General features: G+C 70.8%; 18 protein-coding genes. 10 read left to right on the top strand and 8 right to left on the bottom strand.

Translation table 11 applies throughout. From position 1 onward, the window contains the following. Window positions 1-83: 83 nt before the first annotated feature. Window positions 84-647 (top strand): ABC transporter permease, encoded by a 564-nt coding sequence (locus NDW01_RS08515; RefSeq protein ID WP_252818496.1) that lies wholly within the window; start codon window positions 84-86, stop codon window positions 645-647. Window positions 648-943: 296 nt separating this feature from the next. Here NDW01_RS08515 and NDW01_RS08510 read toward each other — a convergent pair whose 3' ends face one another. Further along, on the bottom strand, window positions 944-1,756 hold the full coding sequence (locus NDW01_RS08510) for a helix-turn-helix domain-containing protein (protein ID WP_252818495.1): 813 nt from the start codon (window positions 1,754-1,756) through the stop codon (window positions 944-946). A 120-nt stretch (window positions 1,757-1,876) separates the two neighbouring features. Here NDW01_RS08510 and NDW01_RS08505 point away from each other — a divergent pair, with 120 nt between their 5' ends. Then, a complete protein-coding gene (locus NDW01_RS08505; protein WP_406567701.1) occupies window positions 1,877-2,302 on the top strand; it encodes an ATP-binding protein in 426 nt (141 codons plus the stop codon). A 123-nt stretch (window positions 2,303-2,425) separates the two neighbouring features. On the opposite strand, the gene NDW01_RS08500 is transcribed toward NDW01_RS08505, so the two are convergent. After that, window positions 2,426-2,809, bottom strand: coding sequence for a winged helix-turn-helix transcriptional regulator (locus NDW01_RS08500; protein WP_252818493.1), 384 nt, complete (start codon window positions 2,807-2,809; stop codon window positions 2,426-2,428). Between the two features lie 83 nt (window positions 2,810-2,892). Here NDW01_RS08500 and NDW01_RS08495 point away from each other — a divergent pair, with 83 nt between their 5' ends. Next, window positions 2,893-3,873, top strand: coding sequence for a zinc-dependent alcohol dehydrogenase family protein (locus NDW01_RS08495; RefSeq protein WP_252818492.1), 981 nt, complete (start codon window positions 2,893-2,895; stop codon window positions 3,871-3,873). Window positions 3,874-3,991: 118 nt separating this feature from the next. Here NDW01_RS08495 and NDW01_RS08490 read toward each other — a convergent pair whose 3' ends face one another. Then, the gene (locus NDW01_RS08490) at window positions 3,992-4,912 is read right to left on the bottom strand and encodes a hypothetical protein (RefSeq protein ID WP_252818490.1); all 921 of its coding nucleotides are present in this window, start codon (window positions 4,910-4,912) and stop codon (window positions 3,992-3,994) included. 135 nt (window positions 4,913-5,047) lie between these two features. Between NDW01_RS08490 and NDW01_RS08485 the strand changes: the two genes are divergently transcribed. After that, window positions 5,048-5,866, top strand: coding sequence for a helix-turn-helix domain-containing protein (locus tag NDW01_RS08485; protein ID WP_252818489.1), 819 nt, complete (start codon window positions 5,048-5,050; stop codon window positions 5,864-5,866). A gap of 1 nt (window position 5,867) precedes the next feature. On the opposite strand, the gene NDW01_RS08480 is transcribed toward NDW01_RS08485, so the two are convergent. Genes NDW01_RS08480 through NDW01_RS08470 form a run of 3 tightly spaced genes read right to left on the bottom strand, consistent with a single transcriptional unit; the run spans window position 5,868 to window position 8,153 of the window. After that, the gene (locus NDW01_RS08480; protein WP_252818486.1) at window positions 5,868-6,302 is read right to left on the bottom strand and encodes a hypothetical protein; all 435 of its coding nucleotides are present in this window, start codon (window positions 6,300-6,302) and stop codon (window positions 5,868-5,870) included. Between the two features lie 28 nt (window positions 6,303-6,330). Beyond that, a complete protein-coding gene (locus NDW01_RS08475) occupies window positions 6,331-7,437 on the bottom strand; it encodes an XRE family transcriptional regulator (RefSeq protein ID WP_252818485.1) in 1,107 nt (368 codons plus the stop codon). Then, complete coding sequence (locus tag NDW01_RS08470; protein WP_252782268.1) at window positions 7,434-8,153, bottom strand: hypothetical protein; 720 nt, start codon at window positions 8,151-8,153, stop codon at window positions 7,434-7,436. The genes NDW01_RS08475 and NDW01_RS08470 overlap by 4 nt, the downstream gene beginning before the upstream one ends. A gap of 139 nt (window positions 8,154-8,292) precedes the next feature. On the opposite strand from NDW01_RS08470, the gene NDW01_RS08465 reads away from it, so the two are divergent. Both NDW01_RS08465 and NDW01_RS08460 read left to right on the top strand, forming a co-directional pair. Continuing rightward, window positions 8,293-9,498, top strand: a complete 1,206-nt coding sequence (locus NDW01_RS08465; RefSeq protein ID WP_252818484.1) for a cytochrome P450 — start codon at window positions 8,293-8,295, stop codon at window positions 9,496-9,498. 208 nt (window positions 9,499-9,706) lie between these two features. Then, a complete protein-coding gene (locus NDW01_RS08460) occupies window positions 9,707-10,846 on the top strand; it encodes a L,D-transpeptidase (protein WP_252818483.1) in 1,140 nt (379 codons plus the stop codon). Between the two features lie 67 nt (window positions 10,847-10,913). On the opposite strand, the gene NDW01_RS08455 is transcribed toward NDW01_RS08460, so the two are convergent. Then, entirely contained in the window at window positions 10,914-11,189 is a 276-nt protein-coding gene (locus NDW01_RS08455) for a hypothetical protein (RefSeq protein ID WP_252818482.1), read from the bottom strand. Between the two features lie 101 nt (window positions 11,190-11,290). Here NDW01_RS08455 and NDW01_RS08450 point away from each other — a divergent pair, with 101 nt between their 5' ends. The 4 genes from NDW01_RS08450 to NDW01_RS08435 all read left to right on the top strand — a co-directional run bounded on the left by NDW01_RS08450 (window position 11,291) and on the right by NDW01_RS08435 (window position 14,974). Continuing rightward, complete coding sequence (locus tag NDW01_RS08450; protein ID WP_252818481.1) at window positions 11,291-11,770, top strand: GntR family transcriptional regulator; 480 nt, start codon at window positions 11,291-11,293, stop codon at window positions 11,768-11,770. Further along, on the top strand, window positions 11,767-12,678 hold the full coding sequence (locus NDW01_RS08445; RefSeq protein WP_252818478.1) for an ABC transporter ATP-binding protein: 912 nt from the start codon (window positions 11,767-11,769) through the stop codon (window positions 12,676-12,678). The genes NDW01_RS08450 and NDW01_RS08445 overlap by 4 nt, the downstream gene beginning before the upstream one ends. After that, window positions 12,675-13,688 (top strand): hypothetical protein, encoded by a 1,014-nt coding sequence (locus tag NDW01_RS08440; RefSeq protein WP_252818476.1) that lies wholly within the window; start codon window positions 12,675-12,677, stop codon window positions 13,686-13,688. The genes NDW01_RS08445 and NDW01_RS08440 overlap by 4 nt, the downstream gene beginning before the upstream one ends. Before the next feature lie 80 nt (window positions 13,689-13,768). Continuing rightward, entirely contained in the window at window positions 13,769-14,974 is a 1,206-nt protein-coding gene (locus NDW01_RS08435; RefSeq protein WP_252818472.1) for an alpha/beta hydrolase family protein, read from the top strand. A 19-nt stretch (window positions 14,975-14,993) separates the two neighbouring features. Here the strand turns inward: NDW01_RS08435 and prcB are convergent, their stop codons facing one another. Continuing rightward, window positions 14,994-15,827, bottom strand: coding sequence for a proteasome subunit beta (gene prcB / locus NDW01_RS08430; RefSeq protein ID WP_252818469.1), 834 nt, complete (start codon window positions 15,825-15,827; stop codon window positions 14,994-14,996). Window positions 15,828-15,848: the final 21 nt, after the last annotated feature.

The following is a 15,848-nucleotide window of genomic DNA, read 5'->3' as shown; positions in this document are numbered from 1 at the left end:
TCATCGGCTCCTGTGACGGCCTGTGAGGCGGATCACCGGAGTCCTCGTCACGGCGCGGACCATGACGAGGTCATGGTCGGCCGGTGATCAGGCGGTACCTCGCCGGCAAAGGCGTACGCGTCGGCGACACGGCCCGCATGACGCTCGGCGACGGCACGCCGTACGCGCCCCGGGTCGTCGCGGTGTACGGCCGCGGCCCCGGCTTCGGCGACCTCACCGTCGCCCACGATCTGCTCGCCGCGCACGTCGACGACCCCCGCGCCGACACGGTGCTGGTCGCCGGACCGGTCGGCGCGGACGCCCTGCGGTCGGCCGTCCGGCACTACCCGGGCGTCACCGTCCTCGACCAGACCACGCTGTCGGAGGACAGGGCCGCCGCCGGCGCCGAGGTCAACTACGTCGCGATGGGCCTGATCATCGCCTTCACCGCCATCGCGGTCGTGAACACCCTCGCCATGGCCACCGCCGACCACGCCCGCGAACTTGCCCTGCTCCGTCTGGTCGGCACCACCCGCCGGCAGGTCATGCGGATGCTCCGCTGGGAGACCCTCGTGATCGTGGCGACGGCCGTCGTCCTCGGCACGGCCGTCACGCTCCTCACCCTGGCGGCCTTCGCCACCGGGATGATCGGATCCGCCGCGCCGTAGGTCCCGCCGGTCACGTACCTGGCCGTCATCGGGACGGCCGCGGTGCTCGCGCTGGTCGCGACGCGCCCGCCTCGCGCCGGCCACCCGCCCCCGCCGACCTCATCGGCTCCCGCCCGTAGCCGCGAGCGTGCTTCGCCGACGCGCCGGACGCGGACCACCGGTCCCGCCCGGCGCGCCGGCGCGGCAAGCTGAGAGAGGCTATTGCTTCGTCGCGACCACTTGGGCTACCTCGACGCAGTTGCTTTCGCCTTCAGAGCGCTTCGTCTTCCGGAAGTTCTCGATGACTTCGAGAATCTTCATTCTTCGCTCAGTCCTTTCAGGATGCTGAAGAGCTTCTCTCGGGTTTCGTTGACCGGGAGTGCGAGGGATCGAATCCCATCCCATCGTCTAAGGAGCTTCCGGACGTCTTGTTCGTCCTGTACGAGCCTTCCGCCGAGCGGAGCCTCTACGAAGCCGATGTCGCCTTCCTCTGTCGTCAGGACGTTAAAGCCACCGTCCAGGCCGGCGTGAGAACCGGATCTCGCGGGAACCATCTGTAAGGTGACTGAGGATCGCTCCGCGAGTGCCAGCAGGTGCTCTATCTGATCGCGCATGACCTCAGGGCCTCCTACACCTTGGAGGAGAGCCTTCTCATCGATCAGAATCCATAGACGGGGCGGGTCGTCTCGATCAAGAATGCGCTGCCTCTGCAGGCGGGTCTCTACCCTGGCGTCGATGTCGTCTGCGTGGCCGCTTTCGAATGTCGCCTTGGCGTATGCCGGGGTCTGTAGCAGGCCAGGCAGCCACAGTGGCTGCCACGTCTTGATGTCTGATGCCTCGACCTCCAGCGCTGCGTACTGTTCCAGCCAGTCTCTGTGCTGTCGCTGGGCGTGGTAGTGAAGGTTCTCGAACCAGCCGGGCAAGTCGAAGATCTTGTCGGCTTCCTCGGCCTGTGTGATCGTGATCCGCCTGCGGCCCCGTTCGAGGTTGCCGAGGTGGCTGTCCCCGACGTGCAGCCTCCCGGCCAGCTCCAGCTGGGTCAGGCCGGCCGCCTCGCGGTATTTCCGTAGGTAGTAGGCCATTAGATGGGCCAGAGACTCTTTTGGATCTAGGTCACTCCCTCTGTTCATGCTCTTTGCCTATCACGGCTTGTGACGGTGCAGTAACTGTTCACTCTGAAAGAAGAGTTGAATCGCTTCCGAGGGTAACTCCGGCGCGCCACGCTGTCACGTACACGCAAGGAGGCAGTGATGGATCGGAGTGAAATAGCCGGAAACGGGATGTCTCGGCAACTTCAGCATGTTCGGTGCCGCCACGAATGGCGTCTTCCTCCTGTCAAGGCCGCTGCGGGGACGGCCCGTGACTTCGTGGAGTCCCGGCTGAGAGCCTGGGGTCGCGCCGATCAGATCGAGGACGCCACGGTGATCATCGGAGAGCTGTTCAACAACGCTCTCCTGCACACCGACTCGAAAGAGTTGGTCGTGGCCATCGACTGGAACGGGGGGCGGATCCGGCTGGAGATGTGGGACGACTCTCCTTGCCGTCCTCGAATCGCCCCCGCCGACTTCGAGCAGGAGTCCGGGCGCGGGATGCACATCATCGCGGCCCTCTCCGAAGTGTGGGGCTCCCGCCTGGCGGCCTCCGGCAAGTGCGTCTGGGCGGTTCTGCCGGAGTAAGACATCTATCGGAAGGAGGAAGAAGCGATGACCGGTCGAATCATCACGGGCGTCTCGTGGGCATGAGGGCTCGCTCCGCGCCGGCCATCACCGCCCCGGCGGCGAGGCCGCCCATCGCCCAGATCAACCCGCCGCGCGAGCCTGAGCCGAGGTAGCGGCTTCCGCCGCCTCTTGGAAGTCGGCGATGGCCCCGCCGTAATCCCTCGCCCAGTTCGTCAGGACCTCGATGGGCTCGACGAGGGTCCGGCCGAGGGCGGTGAGGCTGTACTCGATCTGCCGTGGCGTTTCGGCACGGCGTTCGACCAGACCGTACTGCTGGAGCCGGCGCAGCGTGTGGGTGAGGACCTTGCGCGAGACGCCGCCGATGAGGTCGACGAGTTCACCGTGCCTGCGAGGCTGACGGCTGAGCGCGAAGATCACGAGCACGGTCCACTTGTCGGAGAGGATCTCGACCACCAGGCGCGTGGGGCAGTCGGCGAGGAAGGCCGGTCCAGCCGCGTTCCGCATGGAAATCGAAGGTACCAAAAGGTAACCGACGGCTTCGTAGCGTCCTCCACGAGCAATGAGACCAGCAATGCGGAGGAGTCGCCATGTCACGAGTCGTCGTGTTCGACGAGTTCGGCGGGCCGGAGGTCATGCACGTCGTCGAGGAGCCGGTCGCCGAGCCGGCGGCCGGCGAGGTACGGGTCAGGATCGAAGCGTTCGCCGTCAACCCGCTCGACCTGATGATGCGTTCCGGCACCTCGCCCGTGACCGTCCCCCTGCCACACGCTCGCCTCGGCGTCGAAGGAACCGGCGTCGTCGACGCGCTGGGCCCCGAGACCACCGGGCTGGAGATCGGTGATCCGGTCATCCTCACGGCCATTCCGGACGCGAGCGCCAGAGGCAGTTATGCCGAATACACCACGCTCCCCGCGAGCCGGGTCATCGCCAGGCCGGCGGGGCTCGGGATCACGGAGGCGGCGGCGGTCTGGGTCGCGTACTCCACCGCCTACGGCGCGCTCGTCGAGAAGGCGGGGATGCGGCCCGGCGACCACGTCCTCATCACCGCCGCGTCCGGTGGCGTCGGCCGGGCGGCGATGCAGATCGCCAATCAGATCGGCGCCGTGCCCATCGCCGTCACCCGGCACACCACGAAGAAGGCCGGCCTGCTCGCCGCCGGCGCCGCCGCGGTCATCGCCACCGACGACGTGGACGTCGTCGAAGCCGCCCGCCACCACACCGGCGGGACCGGCGTCGACATCGTCCTCGACCTTGTCACAGGCCCCGGCCAGCAGGATCTTCTGAAGGCCGCCCGCACCGGCGGAACACTGGTCGCCGCGGGCTTCCTGGATCCTCGGCCCACACCTTCCCCGGAAAGCACGTCGCTCACGATCGTCGGCTACCGGAGCTTCGAGCACACCCTCGACCCCGTCGTGGTGAAGCGCATGGCGGCCTTCCTGTACGCCGGTGTACGCCTCGGTGCACTGCGGCCGGCCATCGACAAGGTGTTCGCCCTCGACGACGTCGTCGAAGCGCACCGCCGCCTCGAGGAGGGGCTCCACGCCGGGAAGGTCGTCGTCAAGATCTAGGCCGAGGATGTCCAACGGCTTTCCCGATGGACCATGCCGCGCAGGAACGCGTTGACGCGGTAGCGGGTGACGGCGGTCCCTCCACCACCGCCGTCACCCGTCGGTGTTCCTGTCGCGGTCAGAGCTTCACGAGGGCGTCGCGGCGCATCCAGCCGATGCCGTCCGCCGCGCTGTCGGTGGCCACCGCGAGGTAGGTGTGGCCCTCGGTGGTGTTGTCGTACGTCCAGTCGCAGTACCCGCCGACGACGTCACCGGCGCGCTTGTCCTTCAGGAGCGCCGAGGCGTTGGTCGGCTGCTCGTACACGCCGGCGACCGGCCAGGTCACCTTGTACTGGCAGCCGGCCGCGACCGCGCGGGACGCGGGCAGGACCGGCCCGGAGGCCACGGGGGCCGCCGGGGCCGTCGCCGCGGCCACGGCGGCGGGCGCCGCGGCGGCGGTGGGGCACGGCTTCGTGGACAGGTACTTCGCGTACACGCGCCCGGCCTTGTCGACCCGCCCGTAGGCGTACCCGACCGCGATCCGTCCGTTGTCCTTCTTCATCTTCCGCGTCTTGCCGTACTGGACGAACCGGTCGCCGTGGTACAGCCGGCCGATGACCCGTTGCTGGTGGTCTCGCACGTACAGGGTCTGCTGACCGCACATGTAGCGGGTGTGCTTGGCGACGCGCGAGGACAGGTGCTCGGTGAGCCGCCCGCCGACCGCGTGCTCGGGCTTGCCGAGGCAGGAGCGGTTCATGAAGCCCCAGACCGCGGGGGAGCCCCAGGTGGAGACGACCGCGTAGTGGGAGTCCCAGTTGTACCGATCGTTGACGGTCCGGCCGTTACCCGCTTTCACCGGTACGGAGTGGCCCGGTGCCTTGTCCATCGCCCGATGCGGCGTGTAGTTGTACCACAGGGTGCAACTCTTCTTGAGCTTCGCCGGATTGGTCGGGGCCTGCGCCGCCTCCGCGCCGGTGCCGCCGATGAGCAGCGCCGCGCTTGCCAGCGATGCGGCCGCCGCCACAACGGCACCACGGCGGAGTGTGTTCTTCGAAACCATTCCCGGTGTTCCTCCAAGGGGATGCGCTGTCCGCAAGCGGACGGCGGGTCTTCGGGTTTCCGCCCGGCTGCTCCGGACGCCGCGGGCAAGATCGATCCTGTGGTCCGGATGGACAGGGCCGCCACAGATCGGCCGATGACGGGACAGGCGGGATATCCCGCGCCGCTGACCAGGCCGATCGCCGAGGACGGGATCGACAACGGGACGGGAGACGACGTGGCGGAGCGCCGCAAGCCTCTTCAGCCACTGCCCCCGGATCTGGCCGAACCGGTCCGGCGGTTCACCGAGGAGGTCCGCCTCCTGTACGAACGCGTCGGATCGACACTCGCCCGGCTCGGGAGGGACCTCAACGTCTCGGACTCCTCCCTCTCGCGGTACCTGAACGCCCAGACCCCGGTGCCGGCGGATGTGCTCGACCGGCTCTGTGAACTCGCCGACGTGCCCTCGGAAGAACGGCAGCGCCTGCGGGACCTGCGTGAGGCGGCACTGGCCGCACGAGCGGCGGGCCCCGGTGAACGGCGTACCGGGGACGGCGACCGAAGCCCCCGGGATACGGGCGCGGCGGAACATGAGTCCGCCCCGGGCGGACCCGTCTCGCGCGGGCGTGGCCGGTGGATCGCGGTGGCCGTCCTCGCGGTGGCGGCCGTCGGCGCGGCGGCCGTCACCGTCATCGTGGCCGTCGCCGGGGACCACCGTCCACCGGCCGCCCACTCGGCGGTCCGGCGGAGCGGCTGCCGGCAGCGTCCGCAGTACAAGGTCGAGCACCGGGGCAACGTCGTGGACGCGAACGGTGTCATCGTCGGGACGGTATGGCCGGGCGACCTGTTCACGCGGGATGAGACGCCGGCGAACCCGGCCCGGCCGTACCGCTACTACGGCGTCGTGGTGGAGAAGGGCCTGGCCGGATACGTCCTGCAGGAGCGGCTGAAGTACTACCGCGCGGTCTGCGGCTGAGTCAGCAGTACGGGCCGAGGGCCTTCTTGACCGTGGCCGGGGCCGGCCCCATGCCCGGGGCGCCGCAGAGGCCGTCGGTGCCGTAGGTGACCAGGTGCCAGCGACCATTGGTGTTCCGGAGCACGGTCCAGGCGGGGTCGGTGAGCCCGGCAGGCTGCTTCAAGTACGCGGCCGCCCAGCCGTGGTCGCAGGTGACGGGGCCGGAGACCTGGAATTCCATCGAGCCCTCGGCGGCCCGGGCCGTGAGGAAGTCCGACGCCGACGCGCAGGGTTCGGACGGCGTGGTCGCCGGTGCGGCGGACGACGTGCTCGGCGTGGCGGAGGCGGCCGGGGACGACGAGGCCGCGCTCTGCGGCTTCGACTCGGCCTGGGACTTGCAGGCCGCCAGACCGAGGGCGCAGGCGAGCACGACGAGGGGGAGCACCGGCCGGAGCATCGTGCCTCCTGTACGGGGGTGGGGCGGGTCAGCCGACCGCGGGCACCCGGCGGCTCGGGACCAGCAGGTCGAGGTCGGCGCGGGTGACTCCGGCCCGATCGGCCAGCTCGTCGCGGCCGGTGCCGGAGCCGGCGACCAGTTCGACCGCCCGGGTGAGCATCGTGGGGGTCTCGAGGGGCCTGACCGGGCCGGGCTCGCTGCGCCGCCAGCCGCGGGTGCTCATCACGCTCATCGCGCCGCGGTACGTGCTCTCCTTCATGATCCCGAGGCTGCGGGCGCGGTAGAGCAGCGCGGCCATGCTGACCCCCCACGTCGACTTCAGCTCGGCGAGGTGGGCCCAGTCGGCGGTGCGGGGCAGCCGGTCGGCGATGGCCGCCTCCGGCATCAGGAACTCGGCGGCGAAGCGGTGCGCCTGGTCCTCGATGATCTTGCTGCCCGGCTCGGCGTCGGCGTGCATGACGAGGTGGCCGAGCTCGTGCGCGCCGTCGAAGCGGTTACGCCAGTAGTCGCCCTTGGCCGGATTGAACAGCACCATCGGGCGCGGGTGAGCGCCGATGCTGAACGCGTCGACGCGCTCCGTTGACGGGGGGAGGATCAGCACGATGACGCCGTGCTTCTCCAGCAGCCGTACGAGGTGCGGGATCGGGCCGGTGCCGCCGACCATGACCTGACGCGCCAGCCGGGCCGCCTCGACGGGACCGGACCCGGCGATCTCCTCCGGGGACACCGGCCGCTCGGGCAGCTCCGCGCGCGGCAGCTCGACGAGCGCCTCCAGCGCGGTGACGATGTCCGCAGCGATCCGGCCGTGGGCGAGGGCCTGGTCGCGCTCGATCTGCGTCGTTGACCGCAGCGACCGGAAGTGCGCGGTGTCCAGGGACACGTGGCCGCGCCCGGCGCGGAAGAACTCCACCGGCACGCCCAGCGCGAACGCGAGCCGCGACAGGGTCTTCTCCGACGGCCGGTGCACGCCGGCCTCGTACTGGCCGATGGCGGTCGGCGTGGTGCCGACGGCCTGGGCCAGCTGGTTCTTGCGCATGCCGCGCAGGCGCCGCGCCAGCGTGAGCCGGTCGGCGTCGAACAGCAGCCGCGCCTCGGCGAGCCGCCGCGCGGCGTGCTCGTTGGTGTGGTCGTTCACTGGGCCGTTTCGATACTCGTCTCTCCGCCGCCCGCACGCCGACCGTGGAGCCGCAGCGGAACATCGGCCTCGTCGTCGGCCCACAGGGGCAGGGTGGAGGGCACGAGCCTACGCCGTCGGTCGGCGCCGAGGGTGTCGTCGTTCAGCTGACGGAGCCAGTGCCAGGCCGGACCGCCGTCGGCGTTCAGCCGGGGACGGCCGAGGAACAGCTCCATCTCCAGCGGCTCCTCCGTCGCGCTGTGCGCGAGGACGAGCGTCACGACGTCGTCCGTCTCGCGTACGGGACCGAGCCCGAAGTCGAGGCTGAGCTGCGGGTCGTCGGGGAACTCCTGCCGCGCGACCACCTGCTTGGTGAAGCTCTCCCGGTCCCAGCGGATCGCCCGGACCGCGCCGAACCGGTGCCGCTTGAGCAGGATCCGGTAGCGGCCGTACCGCCAGCCGGGCGAGCCGTTGAGGTCGTGGCGGGTCACCATCGCCGCGAGCGGATCGTCGTCGGCCTCGTCCGGGTCCGGGGCGAACTCCCCCAGGTGGAACACCCGGTCGAGCTGGGTCTCCAGCACGTCGAAGGCACCGGTGCCGAAGGACCGCTCCTTGAACCCGGCCGCCCGGCTCATCGCGCCGAACACGGCCAGCGTCGCCTCCGTGTGCGCCTCGCGCAGCGCGTGCAGGAATCCGGCTTCGAGCAGGGTGCCCCAGGCTTCCCGATCCTCCGACATGCGTTGGACTATAGATGTTCCCAGCGCCCCACGCGCGAAAATGAAGTCCCCGGCGCGTCGGCCCATCCGACGGGGTCGGTCCCTGGACATGATCCACATCGCGGTTGCATGCTGAGGCGGGCGCCGAGGGGGGACCGCGATGACCGCTTCCGAGCACGACGAGTCCGCACCGCCGTCCTTTCCGATGGCGCGGACCTGCCCGTTCGCCCCGCCGCCCGAGTACCGGCGGATGCGGGACGGCGCGCCGCTCGTCCGCGCGACCCTGCCGAACGGCGCGCCGGTCTGGGCGGTCACCCGCCACGCCGAGGCACGGCAGATCCTCAGTCACCCGCGGATCAGCTCGAACACCGGACGCCCCGAACGGCCGCGCGGACCCGACGACGACCGGCCTGACGACGGGTTCTTCATCGACATGGACCCGCCGGAGCACACCCGGTACCGGCGGATGCTCCTCTCGGAGCTGGGGGCGCGCCCGGTGGCCGCCATGCGGCCGCGCATCCAGCGGATCGTCGACACGGCGATCGATGAGATCCTCGCGGCCGGATCACCGGCCGACCTCGTCGACTCGTTCGCGCGCCCGGTGCCGGCACGCGTCGTCTGTGAACTCCTCGGCGTCCCGGCCGGCGACCACGCGTTCTTCGAGTCACGGTTGCGGATGCTCAGCGTGCTGACCTTCGACCCCCGGGCGCCCCAGGCGTCCCGCGAGCTCCGCGACCATCTGCGCGACCTCATCGGCCGCGCCGAGCGTGAGCCGCAGGACGGCCTCATCGGGCGGCTGGCCGCGCGGTACCTGCCCACCGGAGAGCTGACCACCGACGCGCTGATCAACATGGCGTTCCTGCTGCTGCTCGCGGGCTACGAGTCGCCGGCGAACATGATCTCGCTGGGCATCGTGACGCTGCTGGAGCACCCGGCGCAGCTCGCGGCGCTGCGCGCCGACGCCGGTCTGCTGCCGGGGGCGGTCGACGAGCTGCTGCGGTTCCACTCGGTGCAGGACTGGGTCAGCTTCGACCGGAGAGCGGAGGACGACCTCGAGGTCGGCGGCGTGCGGATCCGCGCCGGCGACCGGCTGACGGTGCTGGCCGCGTCCGCCAACCGGGACGAGCGGGCGTTCGAGGATCCCGACGCGTTCGACGTCCGCCGGCCCGCGCACCACCACCTCGCCTTCGGCCACGGCGTGCACCAGTGCGTCGGCCACAACCTCGCCCGCGCCGAGCTGGAGATCGCCTACGGCGCCCTGCCGGCCCGGATCCCGACCCTGCGCCTGGCGACCGGACTCGACGAACTGCCCTTCGCCTACGACGCCGGGCTCTTCGGGCTGCACGCCCTGCCCGTCACCTGGTGATCCGTCCCTGACGGTCTGCGGGTGCGCTCGGGGATCCGGGACGAGTCCCGTGCCGGCTCTGAAACGTTCTCGCCCATCCAGCGGCTTTTCTCCGAACTCGAACGCGTTCCCGGGCATCTGATGGGCAGCGAGGCCGGGCACCGTCGTGTCCGACGCCGACCGCCGACCTACCTGCCGGATTCCGTAGTCCCTCCTGGAGCCCCCTCGAATGAAGCTCATCTTTCTGGCCGCGGCGGCCGCCCTCGCCGCCGTGACGGGTTGTTCGGCGGGCACGGCCGACACCACCGGCCGCGACGGCACCGCCGCGCCGGACGCGACGGTACGCATTAGCGCCGCGGGCAACGACGTCCGCCCGGACCAGGGCGTCACGGTCACCGTGTCCGGCGGCACGCTGGAGACGGTCACCGGCGTCGCCGGCGCCTTCAACGCCGACCGCACCTCCTGGAAGACCGACTGGACGCTCAAGCCCGGCGTGTCCTACAAGGTCACCGTCACGGCGAAGAACTCCAAGGGCAAGGTCACCACGGCCACCAGCGCGTTCCGTACGGCCACGGCGAAGCAGACCATCGGGATCGCGGACGTGACGCCGATGCCCGGGGAGAAGGTCGGCGTCGGGATGCCCATCATCGTCGACTTCACCGGTCCGGTCGCCAACCGGGCGAACGTCGAGAAGGCGTTGGAGGTCAAGAGCGACAAGGGCGACGAGGGTGCCTGGAGCTGGGTCACGGACCGGCGGGTCGTGTACCGGACGAGGAAGTACTGGCAGGCCCACCAGAAGATCTCCTTCACCGCGCACCTGGCCGGTGTGCGGGCCGCTCGCGACACGTACGGGGTCCGTGACGTCTCCCGGTCCTTCCGCATCGGCGACTCCAACGTCACCGTGGCGAACGCGAAGACCCACTACATGACGGTCGACCACGACGGCACGGTGCACAAATTCAAGATCAGCGCCGGGAAGGGCGACCTGCGCTCCACCATCACGACCAGCGGGATCCATGTCACGAGGGAGAAGGCCCAGGTCGTGACCATGACGGCGACCTGCCACGGGCAACCCGGCTGTGACGACTACCAGGAGAAGGTCAACCTGGCGGTGCGGATCACCATGGGCGGGGAGTACGTGCACCAGAGCGTCGGCGAGTACCAGTACCTGGGCGTGTCGAACGAGAGCCACGGCTGCGTCCGCACGACTCCGGAAGGCGCCAGGTACTTCTACGACATCTCTCAGCGTGGCGACATCGTGGACGTGACCGGGACGACGCGCCCGTTCGCCGATGAGCCGTACGCCGACGACTGGAAGTACTGGACGGTCTCCTGGAACCGGTGGCTCGCCGGCAGCGCCCTGCACTGACTCCGCTCCCACGTCGGCGCGCCGGCGGTGAAGACCGGGTAAGGCTGCTCGGTGAGCCCGAAGGTCGTCAACGCTGAGGCGGTACTCGGTCAGCCGACCGGCGTGGAACCGGGGGAGTGTCCGGACGCCCCAGCTCCGCCACGGTTCCCGCCGCGTGCAGGAACGCGGTCAAGATCCAGCGGACCCGATGCCAGCGCAGCACGGGCCACAGCAGCAGCGCGGGGACCAGCGGAATGAAGAACGCCACCAGCGCGGACATGCCGAGCATGACCGTCAGTCCCCGTACCAGAACCTCGGCGACCCGAGCCGCGCGCCGGCCCGGCGATACCCACAGGAACGGCATCACACCTCACACCTCTCCTTCTCCCGATCGGTCGATCGGGAGAAGGTCTCTTCCGCCGGCGAGTTGACAAGACGGGGCCAAGGTCATTTAACTCAATAACTATGGATGTAGATAAAGGTGGCCAGAGCGCGGACCGCCCGCCGTCGCCGATCGAGTTCCGCCTCGACCCGGGCTCGGGGGTGCCGACCTATCTCCAGCTGGTTCACCAGGTGGAGCAGGCGCTGCGGCTGGGCCATCTCCAACAGGGCGATCAGCTGCCGAGGGTCAAGGACGTCGTCGCCGGGCTGGCCATCAATCCGAACACGGTGCTGAAGGCCTACCGGGAGCTGGAGCACCGGGGCCTGGTGGCCGGACGGCGGGGACTCGGCACGTTCGTCGAGAGCACCCTGGACCGGGTGGGCCTGCGCGAACAGGCGGCCCTGCAGAAGAGCATGCTCGCGTGGATGCGGACCGCGAGCGAGGCCGGGCTCGACGAGGCCGGGATGAGCGCCCTGTTCACGGCCGCGTTGCACGAGCTGCGGCGGAGCGGTGCAGGCCGGACGGACGAGGACGGCGGCGGCCGCGCGGGGGTGGTCGCGTGAGCACCGCGATCGAGGCGTCCGGGCTCGGTAAGCGCTACGGCCGTACATGGGCGCTGCGGGACTGCTCGCTGGCCATCCCGGCCGGACACGTGGTCGGCCTGGTCGGCCCGAACGGTGCGGGCAAGACGACGCTGCTGAGCCTGGCGGTCGGGCTGGCCACGCCGACGACGGGCGAGGTGCGGGTGGCGGGCGGCAGGCTCGCGGGGTCGGCCGCCGCGCTGGACGCCGTCGCCTTCGTGGCGCAGGAGGCGGCGCTCTACCGCACCCTGCCGGTGGCCGACATGCTGCGGATCGGCCGCAGCCTGAACCGGCGCTGGGACGATGAGCGCGCTCGTGCCCGCCTGGCGGAGCTGGGCATTCCGCCGGAGAAGAAGGTCGGCGCGCTGTCGGGCGGTCAGCGGTCTCAGGTGGCGCTCACCCTCGCCCTCGCCAAACGCCCGGAGCTGCTGATCCTGGACGAGCCGCTGGCCGCGCTGGACCCGATGGCGCGGCATGACTTCATGGCGGCCTTGATGGCGGCGGTGGCGGAGGACGGCGTCTCGGTGGTGTTCTCCTCCCACGTGGTCGCGGAGCTGGAACGGGTCTGCGACTACGTGGTCGTCATGCACGGCGGCCGGATTCAGGTCTGTGGTGACGCCGAGGACCTGGTGGCGGGACATCACGTCCTGACCGGACCGGCCGATCGGGCCGATGCCGTCGCGGAACGCTTCCCGGTCGTCCGGGACCGGCGTGCCTTCGCGCAGGCGCACCTGCTGATCCGCAGCACCGATCCGGTCGCCGTGCCGCCGGGCTGGCAGCGGCAGCCGGTGGGGCTGGAGGAACTGGTGCTGGCCTACCTGCGCGAGCCCTCGGCCTCGGTGCTCGACGGCCCGCGACCCGTCCATGGCGAACAGGCGGCCTGCCGATGACGACCGCCTCCCCGCTTCCGGCCGGCCGTAAGCCACTGCCACGCCTCGGCGTCGCGTGGGTGACCTGGCGCCAGCACCGGTCCGCCTTCTACGGTCTGCTGGGCATGCTGGCCGGCTTCGCCGCGCTGATGGTGGCCGGTGGCCTGCGGGCCCGCTCGACCTACCACCGGCTCGGACTGGGCCGGTGCGCCTCCTTCACCGGCGACCACTGCCAGGCCCTCCGCATCCAACTGTTCGACTGGTATCCGCAGCAGCTCCCCTTCCTGTTCCTGCTGCTGCTTCCTGCGGCGTTCGGTGCGTTCTTCGGAGGGCCGCTGGTCGCACGGGAGCTGGAGACGGGCACCTACCGGTTCGCCTGGACCCAGGGAGTCGGGCGCACCCGCTGGATCCTGACGAAGCTGCTGCTGATCGCCGCCGTGCTGGCCGCGGTGGCGGAGGCCTACGGCGCCCTGTACACCTGGTACAACGCGCCCCTAGACCACGTCATGCGGTTCGGTTTCAACGACTACCTCGGCTTCGAGCTCGGTGGAGTCGTCTTTCCGGTCCAGACGCTGCTGGCGTTCTCGGCCGGGGTGTTCGCCGGCGTGCTGACCCGCCGCACCCTGGTGGCGGTCGGCACGGTCTTCCTCGCCTCCTCCGGCCTCATCCTGGCGCTCGTCTTCAAGCTCCGCCGGTACTACATGACACCCCTCGTCACGGCCGGCCGGACCGGCCCGCGTGACTGGGTGGTCGCCCAGGCGTACGTGGATCCGAACGGGCACCTGCTCGGCACCTCCGACGGCCACCTCCTGTACACGAAGTACCTGGCGCAGCTCCCGATGTCCGGCGACCCTGGTCCCTCGGTCTCGTACCGGGACTGGCTCCAGGCCCGGCACTACACCATCGTGACCAGCTACCACCCCGCCGGCCGGTTCTGGACCTTCCAGTTCATCGAGGCCGGCTGGATGAGCCTGCTCATCCTCCTGCTGGGCCTCGCCACCGTCTGGCTGGTCCACCGCCGGATCGGCTGATCCCCGCGCTCGTCGAGTGGTACCGGACTCCCGGTCCCACCGGTGACGCACGCCCTCGCTCCCTCCCGAGAGGAATCCCGATGAAGCCACGAACCACCGACTCGGCCCGGACGCCCCGCCGGACCCGCGTGCCCGGCCTGATCGCCGCCCTGCTGGGCCTCACGACGGCGACGGCGGCCTGCGCCGTTTCACCGGCCCGGCAGGTCGCGGTCGCGCGCGCCGCTCGCTCCGCGGCCCCGCCCGCGTCCGACGTGCCGGCACTGCCCCGCCCGACCGGCCCGTACGCGGTCGGCCGCGACATCCTGCACCTCGTCGACCGCCACCGCACCGACCCCTGGGTACCGACCGCAGGACCGCGGCAGCTGATGGTGTCGATGTACTACCCCGCCCGGTCCGGCACCGGGGGACCGGCCCCGTACATGACCGTCGACGAGGCACGGCTGTTCCTGCGGGAGAAGGCTCCCGGCGTCGACGTCCCACCCGCCCTGCTCAGCGGCACCCGCACCTGGGCGCACACCGGCGCGCGCCCGGCACACGGCCGGTTTCCCCTGGTGGTGCTGTCTCCCGGCCTCGGGTTCCCGCGCGCGACCCTCACCGGTCTCGCCGAGGACCTGGCCGGTCGCGGCTACGTCGTCGCCCTGGTCGACCACACCTATGAGAACTCCGGCACGACCTTCCCCGACGGACGCACCCTCGCCTGCGTCATCTGCGACGAGCCTCCGGCGGGCGGCCCTCCGGCCATCGCCCGGAGCCGGGCCGAGGACGTCTCCTTCGTGCTCGACCGGCTGACCGGCCACCACCCGGCATGGCGACACGCCGGCCTGATCGACCCCGGTCGCGTCGGCATGGCCGGGCACTCGATCGGCGGCGACGCCACCGCCACGACCATGGCCACCGACCACCGGGTGGACGCCGGGGTGAACATGGACGGCACCTTCTACGCGCGGATCCCGGCCGGCGGCCTGTCCCACCGCCCGTTCCTGATGTTCGGCGCCGAGCACGAGGCCCCGGGCATCGACGACACCTGGGAACAGGCGTGGCGCAACCTGGACGGCTGGAAACGCTGGCTGACCGTCACCGGCTCCGACCACGGCACCTTCACCGACCTGCCCATCCTCGCCGCGTGGGTGGGCAGGCCCGGGACCGGGATCTCTCCGCAGCGCGCGGAGGAGATCACCCGCGCGTACGTCGGCGCCTTCTTCGACCTGCACCTCAAAGGCGTCCGGCAGCCCCTGCTCGACGGCCCCTCACCGGCGAACCCGGAGGTCACCTTCCAGCATCCGTGATCGCGCCGGCGCGGGCGGCTCAGCGCAGGGGCGCGATGGGACCGCCGGGGGAGTCGTGGCGGGCGGCGACGACCGCCTCGGCGACCGAGCGGATCTCGTCCTCCGGCAGGCTCCGGTACCCGTCCTCGGTGACGACCGAGACGGTCGGGAAGATACGGCGGGTGAGGTCCGGGCCGCCGGTGGCCGAGTCGTCGTCCGCCGCGTCGTACAGCGCCTGGACGGCCGCGACGACGGCGTCCTCCTGGGACATTCCGCGCCGGTACAGCTTCTTCAGCGCGCCCCGCGCGTACGGCGAGCCGGACCCGTCGGCGTGGAAGTCCTTCATCTCGTACGGGCCGCCGGTGACGTCGAACGAGTAGATCCGGCCGGCCCCCTGGTCGAGGTCGTAGCCCGCGAACAACGGGACGACCACGAGCCCCTGCATGGCCGCGCCGAGGTTGCCCTGGACGAGCGCGGCCAGCCGGCGGGCCTTGCCGTCGAGTGACAGCCGCCGGCCCTCGATCTTCTCGTAGTGCGCCAGCTCGAACTGGAAGAGACGGACCATCTCGATCGCGATGCCCACGGTCCCGGCGAACGCGACAGCGGAGTACTCGTCGGCGTAGTTCACCTTCTCCAGGTCGCGCTGCGCGATGAGGTTGCCCATCGTGGCCCGGCGGTCGCCGGCCATCAGCACGCCGCCCTCGAAGGTGAGCGCCAGGATCGTGGTCCCGTGCGGGAGGTCGAGCCCGGCGGCCGACACACGGACGCGTTCCGCGGGCAGTGCCTCGGGCGCGACCTCGGCGAGCAACTGCCGGAACGACGTGTTGGTGGTGCTCAGGAACGCCGGAGGGAGACCCTGCGAGAAATCGACCATCTGCGCCCGCTTCCGATCAAG

This window comes from Actinoallomurus soli, assembly GCF_024055715.1.
Lineage (GTDB): Bacteria > Actinomycetota > Actinomycetes > Streptosporangiales > Streptosporangiaceae > Actinoallomurus > Actinoallomurus soli.
Note: the sequence above shows the minus strand (reverse complement) of the source record. Positions and strands in the feature narration are given on the sequence as shown.

What these genes read in the sequence shown, in the direction of transcription:
- NDW01_RS08510 (WP_252818495.1), bottom strand. Translation starts at nt 1,756, where the DNA reads ATGAACAGAGGGAGTGACCTAGATCCAAAAGAGTCTCTGGCCCATCTA.
- NDW01_RS08505 (WP_406567701.1), top strand. Translation starts at nt 1,877, where the DNA reads ATGGATCGGAGTGAAATAGCCGGAAACGGGATGTCTCGGCAACTTCAG.
- NDW01_RS08500 (WP_252818493.1), bottom strand. Translation starts at nt 2,809, where the DNA reads ATGCGGAACGCGGCTGGACCGGCCTTCCTCGCCGACTGCCCCACGCGC.
- NDW01_RS08495 (WP_252818492.1), top strand. Translation starts at nt 2,893, where the DNA reads ATGTCACGAGTCGTCGTGTTCGACGAGTTCGGCGGGCCGGAGGTCATG.
- NDW01_RS08490 (WP_252818490.1), bottom strand. Translation starts at nt 4,912, where the DNA reads ATGGTTTCGAAGAACACACTCCGCCGTGGTGCCGTTGTGGCGGCGGCC.
- NDW01_RS08485 (WP_252818489.1), top strand. Translation starts at nt 5,048, where the DNA reads ATGACGGGACAGGCGGGATATCCCGCGCCGCTGACCAGGCCGATCGCC.
- NDW01_RS08480 (WP_252818486.1), bottom strand. Translation starts at nt 6,302, where the DNA reads ATGCTCCGGCCGGTGCTCCCCCTCGTCGTGCTCGCCTGCGCCCTCGGT.
- NDW01_RS08470 (WP_252782268.1), bottom strand. Translation starts at nt 8,153, where the DNA reads ATGTCGGAGGATCGGGAAGCCTGGGGCACCCTGCTCGAAGCCGGATTC.
- NDW01_RS08465 (WP_252818484.1), top strand. Translation starts at nt 8,293, where the DNA reads ATGACCGCTTCCGAGCACGACGAGTCCGCACCGCCGTCCTTTCCGATG.
- NDW01_RS08460 (WP_252818483.1), top strand. Translation starts at nt 9,707, where the DNA reads ATGAAGCTCATCTTTCTGGCCGCGGCGGCCGCCCTCGCCGCCGTGACG.
- NDW01_RS08455 (WP_252818482.1), bottom strand. Translation starts at nt 11,189, where the DNA reads ATGCCGTTCCTGTGGGTATCGCCGGGCCGGCGCGCGGCTCGGGTCGCC.
- NDW01_RS08450 (WP_252818481.1), top strand. Translation starts at nt 11,291, where the DNA reads ATGGATGTAGATAAAGGTGGCCAGAGCGCGGACCGCCCGCCGTCGCCG.
- NDW01_RS08440 (WP_252818476.1), top strand. Translation starts at nt 12,675, where the DNA reads ATGACGACCGCCTCCCCGCTTCCGGCCGGCCGTAAGCCACTGCCACGC.
- NDW01_RS08435 (WP_252818472.1), top strand. Translation starts at nt 13,769, where the DNA reads ATGAAGCCACGAACCACCGACTCGGCCCGGACGCCCCGCCGGACCCGC.
- prcB (WP_252818469.1), bottom strand. Translation starts at nt 15,827, where the DNA reads ATGGTCGATTTCTCGCAGGGTCTCCCTCCGGCGTTCCTGAGCACCACC.